This is a genomic window from Aeribacillus sp. FSL K6-1305 (assembly GCF_038050115.1).
GTDB classification, from domain to species: Bacteria; Bacillota; Bacilli; order Bacillales; family Aeribacillaceae; genus Aeribacillus; species Aeribacillus composti.
The window spans coordinates 47,834-64,638 of record NZ_JBBOQV010000004.1 but is presented as its reverse complement, the minus strand read 5'-3'; the positions used below and the strand labels follow the sequence as shown (position 1 = coordinate 64,638).

Annotated in this window: 20 protein-coding genes, 1 pseudogene and 1 riboswitch; of the genes and pseudogenes, 17 read left to right on the top strand and 4 right to left on the bottom strand. The window is 40.5% G+C overall.

Annotation, left to right across the window (positions count from 1 at the left end; genetic code table 11):
• Both NST97_RS19060 and NST97_RS19055 read right to left on the bottom strand, forming a co-directional pair.
• Positions 1 to 322: pseudogene (locus NST97_RS19060) on the bottom strand (hypothetical protein); the annotation flags it as partial.
• Entirely contained in the window at positions 322 to 912 is a 591-nt protein-coding gene (locus tag NST97_RS19055; RefSeq protein WP_340855507.1) for a CYTH domain-containing protein, read from the bottom strand. The gene NST97_RS19055 and the pseudogene NST97_RS19060, both read right to left, overlap by 1 nt.
• A gap of 112 nt (positions 913 to 1,024) precedes the next feature.
• Between NST97_RS19055 and NST97_RS19050 the strand changes: the two genes are divergently transcribed.
• The 17 genes from NST97_RS19050 (at position 1,025) to NST97_RS18970 (ending at position 16,024) form a co-directional block, all read left to right on the top strand.
• The gene (locus NST97_RS19050) at positions 1,025 to 1,393 is read left to right on the top strand and encodes a UPF0738 family protein (RefSeq protein ID WP_341343604.1); all 369 of its coding nucleotides are present in this window, start codon (positions 1,025 to 1,027) and stop codon (positions 1,391 to 1,393) included.
• A gap of 11 nt (positions 1,394 to 1,404) precedes the next feature.
• Positions 1,405 to 2,034 carry a GTP pyrophosphokinase gene (locus tag NST97_RS19045; RefSeq protein ID WP_063387496.1) on the top strand — a complete coding sequence of 210 codons (630 nt, stop codon included), beginning with the start codon at positions 1,405 to 1,407 and terminating at the stop codon, positions 2,032 to 2,034.
• A gap of 20 nt (positions 2,035 to 2,054) precedes the next feature.
• The gene (locus NST97_RS19040) at positions 2,055 to 2,849 is read left to right on the top strand and encodes an NAD kinase (protein ID WP_063387497.1); all 795 of its coding nucleotides are present in this window, start codon (positions 2,055 to 2,057) and stop codon (positions 2,847 to 2,849) included.
• Between the two features lie 14 nt (positions 2,850 to 2,863).
• Entirely contained in the window at positions 2,864 to 3,763 is a 900-nt protein-coding gene (locus NST97_RS19035; protein ID WP_340733257.1) for an RluA family pseudouridine synthase, read from the top strand.
• A gap of 104 nt (positions 3,764 to 3,867) precedes the next feature.
• Entirely contained in the window at positions 3,868 to 5,232 is a 1,365-nt protein-coding gene (mgtE, locus tag NST97_RS19030) for a magnesium transporter (RefSeq protein ID WP_311067044.1), read from the top strand.
• Positions 5,233 to 5,257: 25 nt separating this feature from the next.
• Positions 5,258 to 7,111, top strand: a complete 1,854-nt coding sequence (locus NST97_RS19025) for a monovalent cation:proton antiporter family protein (protein WP_341343603.1) — start codon at positions 5,258 to 5,260, stop codon at positions 7,109 to 7,111.
• Between the two features lie 54 nt (positions 7,112 to 7,165).
• Positions 7,166 to 7,274: riboswitch (TPP riboswitch) on the top strand.
• A 123-nt stretch (positions 7,275 to 7,397) separates the two neighbouring features.
• Positions 7,398 to 8,012: a thiazole tautomerase TenI gene (tenI, locus tag NST97_RS19020; RefSeq protein ID WP_235600427.1), complete on the top strand. Its 615-nt coding sequence runs from the start codon at positions 7,398 to 7,400 to the stop codon at positions 8,010 to 8,012.
• 1 nt (position 8,013) lies between these two features.
• Positions 8,014 to 9,126, top strand: coding sequence for a glycine oxidase ThiO (gene thiO, locus NST97_RS19015; RefSeq protein ID WP_327856669.1), 1,113 nt, complete (start codon positions 8,014 to 8,016; stop codon positions 9,124 to 9,126).
• 7 nt (positions 9,127 to 9,133) lie between these two features.
• Entirely contained in the window at positions 9,134 to 9,337 is a 204-nt protein-coding gene (thiS, locus tag NST97_RS19010) for a sulfur carrier protein ThiS (protein WP_339199181.1), read from the top strand.
• A gap of 6 nt (positions 9,338 to 9,343) precedes the next feature.
• Positions 9,344 to 10,111: a thiazole synthase gene (locus NST97_RS19005; protein ID WP_066248317.1), complete on the top strand. Its 768-nt coding sequence runs from the start codon at positions 9,344 to 9,346 to the stop codon at positions 10,109 to 10,111.
• Complete coding sequence (locus tag NST97_RS19000) at positions 10,108 to 11,121, top strand: ThiF family adenylyltransferase (protein ID WP_311067326.1); 1,014 nt, start codon at positions 10,108 to 10,110, stop codon at positions 11,119 to 11,121. The genes NST97_RS19005 and NST97_RS19000 overlap by 4 nt, the downstream gene beginning before the upstream one ends.
• Positions 11,122 to 11,135: 14 nt before the next feature.
• Positions 11,136 to 11,948, top strand: a complete 813-nt coding sequence (gene thiD, locus NST97_RS18995; RefSeq protein ID WP_341343602.1) for a bifunctional hydroxymethylpyrimidine kinase/phosphomethylpyrimidine kinase — start codon at positions 11,136 to 11,138, stop codon at positions 11,946 to 11,948.
• Between the two features lie 98 nt (positions 11,949 to 12,046).
• Positions 12,047 to 12,823 (top strand): enoyl-ACP reductase FabI, encoded by a 777-nt coding sequence (gene fabI / locus NST97_RS18990; RefSeq protein WP_063387507.1) that lies wholly within the window; start codon positions 12,047 to 12,049, stop codon positions 12,821 to 12,823.
• Positions 12,824 to 13,102: 279 nt separating this feature from the next.
• The gene (locus tag NST97_RS18985) at positions 13,103 to 13,489 is read left to right on the top strand and encodes a CotO family spore coat protein (RefSeq protein ID WP_339194752.1); all 387 of its coding nucleotides are present in this window, start codon (positions 13,103 to 13,105) and stop codon (positions 13,487 to 13,489) included.
• 94 nt (positions 13,490 to 13,583) lie between these two features.
• Complete coding sequence (locus tag NST97_RS18980) at positions 13,584 to 13,925, top strand: DUF1360 domain-containing protein (RefSeq protein WP_339199969.1); 342 nt, start codon at positions 13,584 to 13,586, stop codon at positions 13,923 to 13,925.
• A 67-nt stretch (positions 13,926 to 13,992) separates the two neighbouring features.
• On the top strand, positions 13,993 to 14,724 hold the full coding sequence (locus tag NST97_RS18975; RefSeq protein ID WP_339199188.1) for a sugar nucleotidyltransferase: 732 nt from the start codon (positions 13,993 to 13,995) through the stop codon (positions 14,722 to 14,724).
• Between the two features lie 4 nt (positions 14,725 to 14,728).
• Positions 14,729 to 16,024 carry a glycosyltransferase family 2 protein gene (locus NST97_RS18970; RefSeq protein WP_339211180.1) on the top strand — a complete coding sequence of 432 codons (1,296 nt, stop codon included), beginning with the start codon at positions 14,729 to 14,731 and terminating at the stop codon, positions 16,022 to 16,024.
• Positions 16,025 to 16,318: 294 nt separating this feature from the next.
• Here NST97_RS18970 and NST97_RS18965 read toward each other — a convergent pair whose 3' ends face one another.
• Both NST97_RS18965 and NST97_RS18960 read right to left on the bottom strand, forming a co-directional pair.
• Positions 16,319 to 16,516, bottom strand: a complete 198-nt coding sequence (locus tag NST97_RS18965) for a hypothetical protein (RefSeq protein ID WP_339199195.1) — start codon at positions 16,514 to 16,516, stop codon at positions 16,319 to 16,321.
• Positions 16,517 to 16,543: 27 nt separating this feature from the next.
• A complete protein-coding gene (locus NST97_RS18960; protein ID WP_339199198.1) occupies positions 16,544 to 16,708 on the bottom strand; it encodes a hypothetical protein in 165 nt (54 codons plus the stop codon).
• Positions 16,709 to 16,805 lie beyond the last annotated feature (97 nt).

Sequence of the window (16,805 nt, the reverse complement as noted above, 5' to 3'; positions counted from 1 at the left end):
TGAAGCTTGACTCCTGTTGAATCACAGCCTTGATTAATTTGGCATCGACACCGTATTTTTGAGCCATCTTCTGAATGATTTCATTTAGATCAGCGGAAACCTGTTTCTGTTCATTTGTTTTTTTGGCAGATTGGGAGGAAGACAGTGAAATATTCTCTTTGGACGTTTCAGATTGTACATCTTGTTCGATGAAGGCATTTAAAACATCCTGAAAGTTCAGCGAAATTGCTGCATCTTTTGTTTGCGGCCCATCGGATTGGCCTGACAAAAGACGAAGGACTTCAAGCTCAAACAGAACATTGAAATTATAGTTTGTATTCATCACAAATTCTCCTTTGAAAATTTTGCGGAATAAAACCGCTTTATTTTATTTTCTGTTTGACGGATCGGGATGTTGTGTTTGTTTAAAATCTCCAAAAATTGCTGCTTTCCTTCCTTTTCATCCTCTGCCTCAAATTCGATTTCAAAATCCTCTCTATTTTCATATCGGCTATGATCGAGAACAATTTCACCATTTTTATATTTTTTTGTTGCCCGGCTTGTAATGAGCGAACCGAAACAAAGAAGGCTTTCGGGCTTGATTTCAAGCTGTTTGATTTTTTCGACCACTGATCCCTCCTTCGGAAAGACTGACTCATGAATGGCTGAAACTGCTTCTTGATCGGTTAAAAACTGGTGTGTTTCCAGCAATCCGACATGATAAGGCTCCTTTAATGTCAAAACATATTGATCCTTCTTTTTACGAATTCTTAAAGCGGCGCCATGATTTTTCAACGTAAAACATTTTGTGTCAAAATAATAGTTTTCCTGCTCGGCAAAATCTTTTTCGGTCAATTGAAAAAAATCAGCTAAGCGGTGGAATTCTTCTTTTGTAAGCAGGTTTTTAAATTCTATCTCAAGCTCTTGAACCATCGGGCATTCCTCTCTATGATTAATATCAAAATAAGGTAATGTAGTTATGAATATGATACAATAAAATATACACGAGATGAACTTGAAATGTTTGATTGGAAGGGTGAACAGCATGAAAAAAAGAATTAAAGTGCTGGCGGTTAGCAAAACGGAAGGCAAATTGCTGCTCGAAACGGAGCAAGTCCATGATGCAGGGAAACTCGCAGCAAAAGGACAGATGCTGGTAGATTCAGACCAATTTTCTTTTATATACATATTGGATAATGGCGAAGACTTTCTTTACATAGATTTATCATCGGATATTTGGCCACATTTAAAAGAAGCCAAAAATGGAGAGCTTCCTGTTTATGCTAAAGTGGGAGAAAAAGAAATTTTGCTTACCCAATTTCACGAGGAGCTCGAGTTTTTGCTTGAAAATATAAAGGGAAACGCAAATTACGGCGAGGAGATGGAAAAAATGGTCGAAAGCGTGTTTTATTAGGAGGGGGCTTTATGAACTACAAGGAATGGGAGCAATTTTTAGCGCCTTATAAGCAGGCAGTGGAAGAATTAAAGGTCAAATTAAAAGGGATTCGTTCCCAATTTGAACTAAGAGGAGAGCATTCTCCAATTGAGTTCGTGACAGGCAGGGTAAAACCTGTGCCGAGCATTTTAGATAAAGCGAAGCGAAAACAAATTCCACTTGATAAAATAGAAGAAGAAATGCAGGACATTGCCGGTCTCCGAATGATGTGCCAATTTGTCGGCGACATTCAATTGGTTGTTCAAATGCTAAGAGATCGGCATGATTTGGAAATCGTGGAGGAAAGAGACTACATAACCCGAAATAAAGAAAGCGGCTACCGCTCTTACCATGTTGTGGCCCGCTACCCGGTTCAATCGTTCGAGGGATTGAAAAAGGTTTTGGTTGAAATTCAAATTCGTACGCTTGCCATGAATTTTTGGGCGACGATTGAGCATTCTTTAAATTACAAATATAGCGGGAACATACCTGAACAGATTAAAATCCGCTTGCAGCGCGCAGCTGAAGCAGCTTACCGGCTGGACGAGGAAATGTCGCAAATACGGGGAGAAATTCAAGAAGCGCACGCGATATTTTCACGCAAAACAGAAACAACATAAAAAAGGAGAATGATTCTTAAATGAAGTTTTCGATCACATCAAAAGGTGATGAAACATCTAATGCTTTGGCGCAAAAAATCAGAACCTATTTGCTCGATTTCGAGTTTCAATATGATGAAGATCAGCCGGATATCGTGATTTCCGTCGGGGGAGACGGAACATTGCTTTATGCATTTCATCGATATAATAAACGATTGGATAAAACAGCGTTTATAGGAGTTCATACGGGGCATTTAGGATTTTATGCCGACTGGCTCCCGAATGAAATTGAAAAAATGGTGATTGCAATTGCTAAAACACCGTTTCAGATCGTTGAATATCCATTGCTTGAAGTGGTGGTCCGGCATAATGGCGGGAGTGAAGCCTCCTACCTTGCGCTAAATGAATGCACAGTGAAAAGCATTGAAGGGACTCTCGTCATGAATATAGAAATTAAAGGGCTTCTCTTTGAAACATTTCGAGGAGATGGGTTGTGTATTTCAACACCGACAGGAAGCACCGCCTACAATAAAGCGCTTGGCGGTGCTCTCATTCATCCTTCACTGCGGGCTATTCAATTAACAGAAATGGCTTCCATAAACAACAGGGTGTTCCGGACAATCGGCTCGCCATTAATTTTGCCTGACCACCATACGTGTATGCTAAAGCCTGTCAATGATGTTGATTTTCAAATTACAATCGATCATTTAACACTTCTTCACAAAAACGTCAGGTCCATCCAATGCCGGGTCGCACAGGAAAAGGTAAGGTTTGCGAGATTTCGGCCTTTCCCATTTTGGAAGCGGGTCCGGGACTCGTTTATTGGCGACAGATAAAGGAAAGAAAAAACATGGGGACATTTCAGCTTCATTGGGACATCAAAAAAGAACATCATGGCTGGCTGCTTAGAGAATTTTTGCGGGAGCATCATATTTCTAAATCCGCTTTAACAGATATTAAATTTAACGGTGGAAAAATTGTCGTTAACGGGAACGAAAAAAATGTCCGATACGTCTTACAAGAAGGCGATCAAGTAACCGTCCATTTTCCGGAAGAAAAGAGAAGCCAGTCGCTCATTCCAGAGAACATACCATTGGACATTGTTTATGAAGACGATTATTGCCTTATTGTAAATAAACCGGCGTTTTTGTCCACCATTCCGTCTAGAGAGCATCCGTCAGGAAGTCTTGCGAACGGGCTTTTACACTATTATGATCAACAGCGGCAAAATCTTACGGTGCATATCGTCAATCGGCTTGACCGGGATACATCCGGGCTGCTTCTTGTAGCCAAACATCGCTACAGCCATTTTCTTTTTTCAAAGGAACAGCAAAAAGGAGCGGTAAAACGGACATACATCGCAATTGTCCATGGAAGGATCAGCGAAGACGAAGGCACCATCGATGCGCCAATTGCAAGAAAGGACGATAGCATCATCGAGAGAACTGTCAGGGAGGATGGGAAAAAAGCTATTACGCATTTTCGGGTCATAAGCCGCTTTTCTGACAAAACGGTTGTTGAGGTAAAGCCTGTAACTGGTAGAACTCATCAAATTCGTCTACATATGTCCTATATAGGTCATCCGCTTTTAGGAGATTCGCTTTATGGTGGACAAAAAGAAGAAATTGACCGCCATGCCCTCCACAGTCAGTCGCTGTCCTTCTATCATCCCGTTTTGCATAAAAATTTGACGTATACTTGCAAGCTTCCTCCTGATATGGAAAAAATAATAAAGCATGCGCGCCTGTAAGTGCATGCTTTTGTTATGAAAAAATGTACGACAAAATCAGATAGATTTGTTAATATAGTAAAACACAAAACTTTTCGATATTTTTCCGGAAAGGAGGAGATTTTATGCAGCCTAAAACAGATGCACCGGAATACAGACAGTTGATGATTGACAAGCTGAGAGAGAACAATGTAGAGGAATTCCGTTCGCTGTTTTTTGAGCTACATCCATATGATCAGGCAAAATTTTTTCTAAAACTTGACCAGCCGGATAGAATGCTTTTATATCAAATTCTATCTCCGGAAGAAATGGCGAATGTTTTTGAAAATATAAGGGATGATAAAAACCGCTACAAATCGCTGCTTGAGGAAATGCATCCGGCATTTGCCGCCAAAATGATGGAATACATGTACGCCGATGATGCGGCAGATGTATTAAGTGAGCTGACAAAAGAGAAAATTTCCAGCTATTTAACCATCATGGACGCTCAAACTGCCAAAAGCATAAGCGAGCTTCTTGATTATGAACAATTTACCGCAGGAAGTATTATGACAACCGAGTTCGTTGCCATTAATGCCAATTATACGGTGCAGTCAACGATGGACTTGCTGCGGAAAGAAGCTCCTGATGCGGAAACAATATATTATTTATATGTGATTGACGAAGAGAAACATCTTGTTGGTGTCCTGTCGTTAAGAGATTTAATTGTTCATGAAGACGATACTTTGATTGCTGACATTATGAAAAAGAAAGTCTACTCGGTATCTGTGGCGGATGATCAGGAAGAAGTAGCAAGAAAGATGAAGGACTACAATTTTTTGGCTCTTCCGGTTGTTGATTTTCAACATCGTCTTGTTGGAATTATAACTGTTGATGATATTATTGATGTGCTGGACGAAGAGGCTTCTGACGATTATTCGAAACTGGCCGCTGTCTCGGATGTAGATTCATATGATCCGAATGCTGTTTCTGCTGCCAAAAAAAGATTGCCATGGCTTATTATTCTCCTATTTTTAGGAATGTTCACCGCCGGCCTAATCGGCCAGTTTGAAGAAACGTTGAACAAAGTGGCAACTTTAGCGCTCTTTATACCATTAATTGCAGGGATGGCTGGAAATACAGGAACACAAGCTCTCGCTGTTGCCGTAAGAAGAATTGCAACAGGCGAAGGCACTTCCGAACGCGTGTGGAAAATTATTCTCAAAGAAGCTGGAACCGGCTTGATTACCGGAACAGTATGCGGAATTGTTGTTGCACTGACAATTTTTATTTGGAAGCAGAAATTTTTCTTAGGACTGCTAGTGGGTCTTTCCATATTGTCAACGCTGACTGTTGCGACAATTGCCGGGGCGTTTGTTCCTCTTGTCATGCACAGGCTTCGCATTGACCCGGCTGTGGCCTCCGGTCCATTTATTACAACGATTAATGATATGATCAGCATTTTGATTTATTTTGGCATGGCGACACTATTTATGAACTATTTGCTCTAACAAAATTAGCTAAAGGAGGCGCAATATGGAATCACATGCAGTAACCTCTCTTGTCATCGTGTTGGTAGGCGCTTTTTTAACCCCGATTTTGCTGCATCGGTTCAAACTGGCATTCATTCCTGTCGTCGTTGCGGAAATTATTGTCGGATTAATCATCGGGAAAACGGGATTTAATTTAGTGCAAGAAGATGTATGGCTGTCAACTCTCTCAACGCTGGGATTTATATTTCTCATGTTTTTAAGCGGGCTTGAGATTGATTTCACCATTTTCTCCAAAGAGAAGAAAAAAGAAGAAAAGCTGTCCAACGGAAAAAAAGCTCCTCATACTTTTTTGGTTGCGTCAATTGTTTTTCTTGGCATTTTCGTTGTTTCATTACTTTTATCGTATTTGTTAATGTGGATGGGATTTATCCGCAATGCCTTTTTCATGACGTTAGTGATTTCAACGATTTCTTTAGGAGTAGTAGTGCCGACGCTGAAAGACGAGCAAATTATGAAAACAACCATCGGCCAAATTATTTTGCTGGTGGCTGTCATAGCCGACCTTGTCACCATGATTTTGCTGGCGGTTTTTGTCTCCTTAAACAGCGAAGGAGAAAGCAATACGTGGCTTCTGCTTCTTTTGTTTGCAGCAGGCGTACTGCTTTACTTCATTGGCAAAAGGTTTAAAAGTCGATCCTTTATTAAATCGATGTCAAAAGGAACGGTTCAAATTGGAACAAGGGCGGTTTTTACGTTAATTCTCGCACTTGTAGGTTTATCGGAAACGCTTGGGGCAGAAAATATTTTAGGCGCCTTCCTTGCGGGAGTTTTAGTCTCGCTTTTATCGCCTAATTCAGACTTGGTGCAAAAGCTAGATTCGTTTGGCTACGGTTTTTTAATCCCGATCTTTTTTGTCATGATAGGGGTGGAATTGGATTTATGGGAATTGATCAAAGATCCGAACCTTCTTTTGTTAATTCCTTTGTTATTTCTCGCCCTCTTGATCTCAAAGTTTATTCCCGTTTTTGTGCTGAGAAAATGGTATGATACGAATACAACGATTGCGGCGGCGTTCTTGTTGACTGCTACTTTATCATTAGTTATTGCGGCAGCTGAAATTGGACAGCGAATCGAACTGATTGATAAGCAAATGGCTGACGCACTAATAGTAGTTGCCGTGTTAACAAGCATTATCACGCCGATAGGATTTAAAAAATTATTCCCTAAAAAAATGGCGGTGCAGCCTAAAAAGAAAGTTGCTTTTATTGGTGCAAATCAAATGACCCTTCCAGTCACAAGAGAATTGGACAAAAATTTGTATGAAGCAACCGTATATCATACACAGCAAGACAAAATTGAAAACGGGACTGCTCAATCGGTGTTTAAAATTGAAGAATTGAAAGACTATTCGATAGAATCATTGAATGAACACCACATAATGGAAGCTGATATAGTAATAGTGGCTACTGGGGATGAAGAAAGAAATGCGGAAATTGCGACATATGCAAAAGAATGCGGCGTAGAACAGGTCATCGCCTCAATTTCTTCCCCGGAGTTGGATCAAGCATTAAAAGAAAAGGGGATCAGCGTATTTTCCGTCATGCTGTCAACAAAAACGCTGCTCAGGGCTTTGATCGAATCGCCTGGCGTTATGCGGATCTTAACAAACCAAGACAACTCTCTTTATCAAATTAATATGAATAACCGAAAATATGATGGAATGAAGCTTCGATACTTTCCGTTTACAGGAGATTGTATCTTTGTCCGGATTTTTCGGGGTGAAGATTCCATTGTGCCTCACGGCGATACCGAATTGAAAAAAGGGGACCGCTTGATTGTAACGGGTTCCCGCAAATATGTAAATGAGTTAAAAGATGAGCTGGAATTTAGCAAATAATATTTGCAAACAAAACAAATTGTGATAGCATGAAATTAGTATGAAAATTTAATAAGCATCCACTAGGGGAGCCTTTGGAAAGGCTGAGATTAAAGTGTTGACTTTAAGACCCTTTGAACCTGATCTGGATGATGCCAGCGTAGGGAAGTGGGAATTTGAAACATGTGTCTGATATTCCATTACCACTTTCCAGCAAGGAAGGTGGTTTTTTATTGTTTCCAGTCTCACCCTTGGACAGCTGCTTTCCAGTTTTGAACCTTGAAAGACGAGTGTGGGCGTCTTTCTCATGAAAGGAATGTACATGTTGGAGCTTCATGCCGTAACAGACGGAACAAAACCAGTCAACGAGCTAATACGCATAATTTTGTCCATATCAGATCATGTTGATTACGTTCATATACGAGAAAAAAATAAAAGACCATGTGAGATCATTCATCTTGTAGAACAGCTTTTGGCAAACGGGATAAGGAGAGAACAGCTTGTTATCAACGATCGGCTCGATGTTGCGCTCCTAACAGGCGTTCAAAATGTTCATCTTCCGGGAACCGGCCTGCCGGTAAAAAAAGTGAAAAGTGCTTTTCCGCAAATAAAAGCCGGTGTCAGCGTCCATTCATTAGATGAAGCGGTAAAAGCAGAAAAAGACGGAGCAGACTATTGTTTTTTCGGAAACGTTTTTGAAACGAACAGTAAAAAAGGACTTCCGGCAAAGGGAACAGATTTGCTTGGGAAAATCGTTGGACACGTCAATATTCCTATTATCGCCATCGGTGGGATCACGCCTGATAATATGCAAAAGGTTTTAGAAAAAAAAGCAAGCGGTATTGCCGTTATGTCCTATATCTTTTCTTCGAAAGATCCAGAGAGCGCTGCCAAACTTTTCAGGAAAGGGGAAGCTTTTTAAAATGAACGTTTTTGATGTTGGAATCATCGGGGGAGGGGTCATCGGCCAAGGGATCGCCTATGAGCTATCAAAAGCAGGGCTGAAGACCGCCGTGTTTGAAAGCGGCGAAATCGGAGGTAAAGCGACATCCGCTGCAGCAGGAATGCTGGGTGCCCATTCTGAAAATGAAAAAAGAGACATATTTTTTGAGCTATGCTTAGAGAGCCGAAATTTATATCCGAGCCTTGCAAAAGAATTATTGGAGCAATCTGGTGTGGATATTGAGCTTGTGCAGGAAGGCATGTATCGGCTTGCATTTACTGAGGAAGAAGGCCGCTTTCTGCAATCGCTCGCAGATGAGAATGAACTAGAATGGCATTCAAGGGAAAACGTACTGGCAAATGAGCCACATGTTTCTGAAGACATTGCGGGAGCTCTTTGGCTTAAGCATGACGGCCAAGTGAAAGGTTCATCTGTTTGCCACGCATATGCGAAAGGCGCTAGAAAATATGGTGCATCTATTTTTGAACAATGTCCTGTTTTCGACGTGATTAAAGAGGGAAAAGCATACAAGCTTGTCACTTCCCAAGGAGTTTTTATATGTGGAAAAGTCGTCGTTTCAAGCGGAGTTTGGAGTGGCTTTTTCTTTGAAAAGCTGGGGCTGAGAAATCCAATGAAGCCCGTTAAAGGAGAATGCTTAGCCATAAAACCGAAAAAACTGGTGATCAACAAAACAGTGTTTTACGAGCACTGTTATATCGTACCGAAAAAAGACGGCACCGTTATTATTGGAGCAACTTCTTATGAAAACGACTGGGATACGCATCCGACAGTCAAAGGAGTATCCGAATTAATGATAAAGGTTCAGAAAATTATGCCAGAAATCGGGTCTGAACCGGTCGTTAGTGCTTGGTCGTCGCTCAGGCCGCAAACAGCTGACGGCTGGCCGTATTTTGCCGAGCACCCGGAGCATGAGGGAATCTTTTTTGCGACCGGCCATTATCGAAACGGCATTCTTCTAGCGCCGATTACAAGCTTGATCGTAAAAGACATGATTTTGAAAACGAATCAATATGAGCGTTATGTTCATAGCTTTTCTTTAAACCGATTGCTTTCTGATGCGAAAGGGAGGTGATTAAACAGTGAAACTTCGCATCAACGGCCAGCAGATGGAAGTGGAGAATAGTGTTCGAAGCATTGAAGATTTGCTGAACTTTTTTCAATTACAGGAAAGAATTGTTGTCGTTGAACGAAATGGTGAAATTGTTTCAAAAGAACAATACAGCTTCCAGACATTACATGATGGTGATCAAATTGAAATTGTCCATTTTGTTGGAGGGGGATGATGATTCATGTTAAAAATAGGAGATAAAACATTTCAGTCGAGATTAATGTTAGGAACTGGAAAATATCCGTCTTTTGAGATACAAAAAGAAGCGGTGGAGGCCTCAGGTGCTGAAATTTTGACATTTGCCGTCAGAAGAATGAATATTTACGAGCCTTCTCAGCCAAATTTTTTAGAAATGTTGGATTTATCGAAATATACGCTTCTGCCGAACACGGCCGGGGCAAAAACTGCGGAGGAAGCAGTCAGAATCGCTAAACTTGCGAAGGCATCAGGATTATGTGATATGATTAAGGTGGAAGTAATTGGAGATGATAAAACGCTTCTCCCTGATCCGATTGAAACATTGAAGGCATCAGAGATGTTATTGGATGAAGGGTTTATTGTTCTTCCATACACTTCAGACGATGTTGTTCTGGCGAAGAAGCTTGAAGAATTAGGGGTTCATGCCATCATGCCGGGAGCATCTCCGATCGGATCAGGCCAAGGAATTGTCAATCCTCTCAATTTATCATTTATTATTGAGCAAGCCAATATTCCAGTCATTGTTGATGCCGGAATCGGTTCGCCGGCAGATTGCGCACTCGCCATGGAGATGGGAGCAGATGGAATCTTATTAAATACAGCTGTTTCCGGTGCAAAGGATCCTGTGAAAATGGCGAAGGCAATGAAGCTGGCGATTGAAGCAGGCAGACTTGGATATGAAGCAGGACGCATTCCGAAAAAACGGTATGCACAAGCAAGCAGTCCAACGGAAGGAATGTTAACGACATAATGGAACGATATTCTCGCCAAATCTTGTTTTCTCCTATTGGAGAAGAGGGACAAAAAAAATTGCTGAAAAGCCATGTGCTCATTGTTGGAGCTGGAGCACTCGGCTGTGCAAGCGCTGAAATGTTAGCCCGTGCTGGAATCGGTAAAATAACCATCATTGACCGTGATTATGTCGATTGGAGCAATCTCGGGCGTCAACAGCTGTATACGGAAGAGGATGCGAAACAAAAGCTGCCAAAAGCGGTTGCTGCCAAAAAACATTTGCAGGAAATCAATTCGAACATTTCGATTGAAGCGATTGTGGGCGATTTCTCAATTGATTTTATAGAACATGTAAAGGATGTCGATCTTATCATCGATGGGACTGACAATTTTGAAACGAGATTTTTCATCAATGATTTAGCGATGAAGCACGAAATACCTTGGATCTATGGGGCAGTAGTGAGAAGTTATGGAATGACCGTTTCCATCGTTCCGAAACAAACACCATGCCTCCATTGTATGCTCCAAGCGATTCCGTCTGACGGAATGACGTGCGATACAGTTGGCGTGATCAGCCCGGCGGTGCAAATCGTCGCCTCTTATCAAACAGCAGAGGCACTGAAATATTTAGTCAGCGGAGAGGTGTCCAAGCAGTTAGTTTCATTTGATGTTTGGACAAGGGAGCATTCTGCAGTGGACATGACAAAATTAAAAAAGGCCGACTGCCCATCGTGCGGACATCACCCGACATATCCATATTTGTCGGTTGAAAATGGATTAAAAACAGCGGTTTTGTGCGGAAGGAATACCGTACAAATACGTCCGCAGCAAAAACAGAAGATTTCGCTATCAGAAATTACCAATCGTTTGCGTCCGATCGTGAAAGACTTAAAGGGAAATGCTTATTTAATATCCTTTCAGGCGGATGATTTCCGCGTCGTGCTTTTTCAAGACGGAAGAGCATTAATTCACGGCACTAAGGAAGAAGAGAAAGCAAAAGCTATTTATCAACGTTACTTCGGAGCTTAAATGGAGGTGTGTTTATGACCATCGGAAAAGCGTTGACGATTGCCGGGTCCGATTCAGGGGGAGGCGCGGGAATTCAGGCAGATTTGAAAACTTTTCAAGAGTTGGATGTATACGGAATGAGCGTAATCACGGCCGTTACATCTCAAAACACATTAGGTGTTCATGGTGTCTACCCTGTTCCGGCTGAAGGGGTGATCAGTCAGCTTGATGCAATTGCTGAAGATTTATCGCCAGATGCAGTTAAAACAGGAATGCTTTTTAATCAAGAAATTATCCAAATCGTCTCAAATAAAGTTCAAAAGCATGGATGGGAAAAAATTGTCGTTGATCCAGTAATGATTGCAAAAGGCGGACATCCATTACTTGAAGAGTCTGCCATCAACGCGCTCATCAACGACTTAATTCCGCTTTCGTTTATTGTGACGCCGAACATCCCGGAAGCGGAAGCGATCACGGGCATCGAGATAAAATCGTTTGATGATCGGAAAGAAGCTGCGAAAAAAATTTGCCAAATGGGAGCAAAGCATGTGATCATAAAGGGAGGACATCAGCCGTCGGACAGCGAAATCATTGATTTGTTGTTTGACGGGTATGATTTTTATGAATTTAAAGGCAACTATGTAAACACAAAGCATACGCACGGAACAGGCTGCACTTTTTCTGCTGCGCTGACAGCTGAGCTCGCCAAAGGTAAAGACGTTATCGAAGCCGTAAAAACCGCAAAAGAGTTTATCCATCTTGCTGTAGAAAATGCACTAGGCATTGGAGGCGGCCACGGTCCGACCAATCATTGGGCATATAAAAGAAATTTAGCTGCTTCTAAATAACATAAGCCGGACATATATGTTCTGGCTTTTTTCTCTTTTGTCCTTTATAATTATGATCAGGTATTAATAACTTGTAATAATGTTTAGGAGGATTTTCCATGAAATTGAATTTGGAAGGCCGAAACATTGTGGTCATGGGTGTTGCTAACAAGCGAAGCATTGCTTGGGGAATTGCCCGCTCTTTGCATGAAGCAGGAGCAAGATTGATCTTTACATATGTTGGCGAAAGAATGGAGAAATCGGTTCGAGAGCTTGTAGATTCGTTAGGACGGGAAGATTATCTCGTGCTGCCTTGTGATGTAACAAAGGATGAAGAAATCGAGCAGTGTTTTGAAAAAATTAAAAGCGAGGTTGGTGTGATTCACGGTATCGCTCATTGTATCGCCTTTGCGAATAAGGAAGAGCTGAGCGGTGAATATTTGAACACAACAAGAGACGGCTTCCTGTTGGCCCACAACATCAGTTCTTATTCTTTAACGGCGGTTGCGAAAACAGCCCGTCCTTTGATGACAGAAGGCGGAAGCATTGTTACATTAACTTACTTGGGCGGTGAGCGAGTCGTTCAAAACTACAACGTAATGGGAGTTGCGAAAGCGTCATTGGATGCTAGCGTGAAATATTTGGCGAACGATCTAGGTAAAGAAAATATTCGCGTCAATGCCATTTCCGCTGGTCCGATTCGTACGCTTTCGGCAAAAGGTATCAGTGATTTTAATTCAATTCTGAAGGAAATAGAAGAACGTGCTCCGCTGCGCCGAACCACAACACAAGAAGAAGTTGGAGACACGGCGTTGTTCCTGTTCAGCGATCTTTCCCGCGGCATTACAGGGGAAACGATTCATGTTGATTCAGGTTTTCATATTTTAGGTTATTAAGTTAGCTAAAAAAGATTAATCTGTGTGCGTGGCTCGCACAAGATTAATCTTTTTTTATGGCAGGATAAAATGAAATTTTGCTGTCAGCTTCAAGGTGCCACTATTTCAAGCCGTGAAGCTTGGATTTATTGTTGATGTTCTGTTACGACTTTTTGTGTCAATGTGCAGCGATTTTCAAATGCTCTTTTGTCATAAGAAAAAGTTAGATTTCCGTCATGATTTCATTCTATCGTGTCATAAAATAATGAGAGAAATCATATTAGAGGGTGGCGATCAAACTTGATTAAAAAAGAAAAATTAGAACCTTTGATGTATATTGTCCAGCCGAATATAAAAAAACCTGAAGTGACCATGCAGTCGACGTTATTAAAAAAAATTGCAAATAATTCTAAGCAAGCGGTAAAGAGCTCATGGACGAAGGAAGAAATTTATAAAAGAAGAAGAGAATTGGCAAATATGACGATTCATGAAAAGATTGATTTCTTTTCAAGTCTTCCGGAGCATGTGTATAAAAACGTATGTGAAATTAAAACAGTAGAGAAAACATACAAAGGAATTATTTTGTCAAAGGAAAACGATGTCGTTCAAATCCGTACATTTGATCAAAATGAACCTTTGAAAATAAAATCGAAAAGTATTTTAGACATAAAAGTGTTAGGGAATTAAAATGGAGAACTCGGTTATGCCGGGTTTTTTAATTTTATTTGAACGCTTTAAATATTCAAAACATATGTTGGTGAAGGAAAGGAGAATTGATTCCATGGAGTGGTATTGGTTTTCATTTGTTCTCACTGCATTGGCATCTTTTCGATTAACGAGAATTATAGTGTTTGATAAAATCGCTTCATTTTTGCGGGCTCCTTTTTTAACAATTGTGGAGGAAAAAGGGGAGACAGGAGAAACCGTTTCTTTTTTCAGACCGAAAGGAAAAGGACTTCGATTGTGGATCGGTGAGCTTTTAAGCTGTTATTGGTGCACAGGAATATGGTGTGCCGCCATTTTATTTTTTGGAAATGAATATTTATACGCCATTTTCCATCCAATTACGGTCATATTAGCGATCTCAGGTTTGGCTGGAATTATTGAACATTTGCTTGATTAGCGCCATTTGAAATGAACTGTTTACCGGAATATCTCCGGGAATTGCATCGTAAAGGAAGTGAAAGGTTTTGAAAGGCGTCATTTTGGCAGGAGGAAAAGGGACGAGATTGAAACCATTTACGAATGTAATCAATAAACATTTACTTCCGGTTGGAAAATTCCCAATGATATGCTGGCCGATTTCAAGGTTGAAAGAAGCAGGAATTAAAGATATTTTAATTGTTACTAATGAAGAACATCTACCACAGTTTTTCAAAATTATTGGAAATGGAGAAAGTTTAAATGTAAATATCCAATATACGATTCAAAAGGAGCCAAATGGAATTGGAGATGGTGTTAGAAAGGCTGAATTTTTTACGAATGGCGATCCATTTGTGCTTTTGCTGGGGGATAACATTTTTGAAATGAATTTAAGCTCATTTTTGAAATCTTTTGAAAAGAGCGGGAATGAAGCTCATCTCTTTTTAAAAGAAGTGGATGAGCCGTCGAGATATGGCGTTGCTTTTTTGGATAAAGAAAAAAAGGAAATCACGGATTTAGTCGAAAAACCGACCTGCAGCAAGTCCAATTTATGCATTACAGGCATTTACTTGTATAAACCGGTTGTTTTTCACGTGCTCAACGAGATCAAGCCGTCTTTAAGAGGAGAATATGAAATTACAGATGTAAACCGAAAATTTTTGGAAAAAGGAACGATCGGTTTTTCCTATGTGGAAGGGTTTTGGTCAGATGCTGGCACGTATGAATCATGGGTGGATGCCAATCTATTTGCTTTTCATCAAATAAATAGCAAGGTGTGAGATGATGAAGCCGAAGGTTTCCATCATTTTAACGAGCTATAACAAGCCGGATACGGTTCATCTAGCGATTGAAAGCGTGCTTGCCCAAAAATATGACAATTGGGAGCTATTGATCATGGACGATCATTCCAATGATAAGACAAAAAGAATTATAAAAGGCTTTTTGCAAGATTCACGAATTCAATATTTTGACAGCGGCATTCGAGATGAGGATCGACATAAAACAACACGTTACGCAACATTGATTAATGAGGCGTTGGAAAAAGTATCCGGCGACTACATTTCTTATTTAACAGATGACGACATATATTTGCCGGAACGGCTTTCTGAAATGACAACTATTTTAAATAACAGTCCATCTTATGGTGTTGTCTATTCAAAACAGCTTGTCCGAAAAATTGATCAAAGCGGAAGAACCGTGTATGAAAAAGTGCGGGAAACAAACGGGATATTAACAAAACCTCAAAATCTTGTTGATCATTGTTCGGTGATGCATCGAGCTTCACTGTTGCCGCTCATACTGGCGAAATACGGTTCATATTGGGACGATTCGCCTGAATATTGGCATAACGGTGATGCTGCTTTTTGGGCCCGTTTGGCAGAATGGTCACCATTTTATCCTATTCCAAAAGTTTTGGATATATGTTTAAAAACACCTGATTCATTTCAAGAATTGAACGCATTCATGCCGAAAGAATTGCCGACTGGGCTGGTTGTCCTCTCAACAAATGAAAACACATTTTTAATTGACGGAAACATAAGGCGGAAAATCGATGAGGCAGCCTTTCGAATGTTAAAATATGATCGAAAACAGCTGGTAAAAGTACATGATCCATTGCTTTATCAATATCGTGAAGGGGCCCCTATTGAAAAATCTGTTTTTTCCAATGCCAAATTGTTTCCAAATTATCGTTTCATTAAATGTGGGAAAAGTATTTTTTATACAGAAGGGGGATGCGCCAGGCCGATTGAGTCGGCCGATGCTTTGCGGAGATTAAAGGCAGACTTAAAAGATTTCATTCTTGTAGCGCCTGACATGTTGGAAGATTTTCAAATTGGCAAGCCTATTTCGAGAACATTTGATCAAAAAAACCCGATTCCGGAAGGAAAATTGTTTTTGTATAAACGGCATTTTTTTATTAGTGGAAATGGTGAACTTAAACCAATGGAAGCAAAGGTCCTCCGTAAATTAAAATACGACAAATCGCTTGCCATTCCATTAAGCAAATATGAATTTGCTTCATTTCCCAAAGGCGAATCATTAAAATGGGAAGTTGTCCGCTGGAAAGATAAGAATTGAGAAGCAATTTGAACTAAAATGTTTATAGTTTCAAACATTAAAGAGGGGCTGTCCAGAAAGTCAAAATCCATTGAAAACGACATAAGCATTGATATATCAACGTTTCTAAAACATTAAAGGGGCGTCTATAAGCCGGAAAATCGACTTATTATTAGACAGCCCCTGTGTTTAATTTTAAGGAAAAATATTTCGGCATTCTTTATCCAAAAATTGTGGAAGAAACCGGAATTTTTGACAGGATCAGCTCGTTTTTTTCCGGTTTCTTACACCTGAAAGACTTGGTCAGCGCCTTTCTTATAGATGCATGCTTTCAATTGCAGCAATGGTGTATGGATTTCGGCATTCTCTAAGCGCTTCTCTACACTCGCGCCGTTCGCTTCGACAGATGCTTAATGGTTCCCTGCATTGGCGCAGTTCGTTTCTGATCTCCCTTAACGTTGCTCTTTCCTGCCGTAATTCATTTCGGCATTGAATCAGTTCAGGACTCGGCAATTCTTTCACCCTCCTATTTAAAATAGTTTACATTTCTTCTCTGCATTCTCGTAATTCTTCTCTGCACTGTGCTAATTCTTCTCTACAATCGATTAGCTTTTGCCGGCATTCAAGTAGTTTATTTCTTGTTTGCTGCTGCGATAAACGTGTTTGTTCTAATTTTTCCCGGCACTCTTCTACAGTTTGTGGCAAAGCATACCCCTCCTATTTATAAAATTAGGAAGTGCTGCTCAGATGGAACTTCCTAATACTATACGTATATTCAAAGTCGATCAAAAAGTATAGTCAT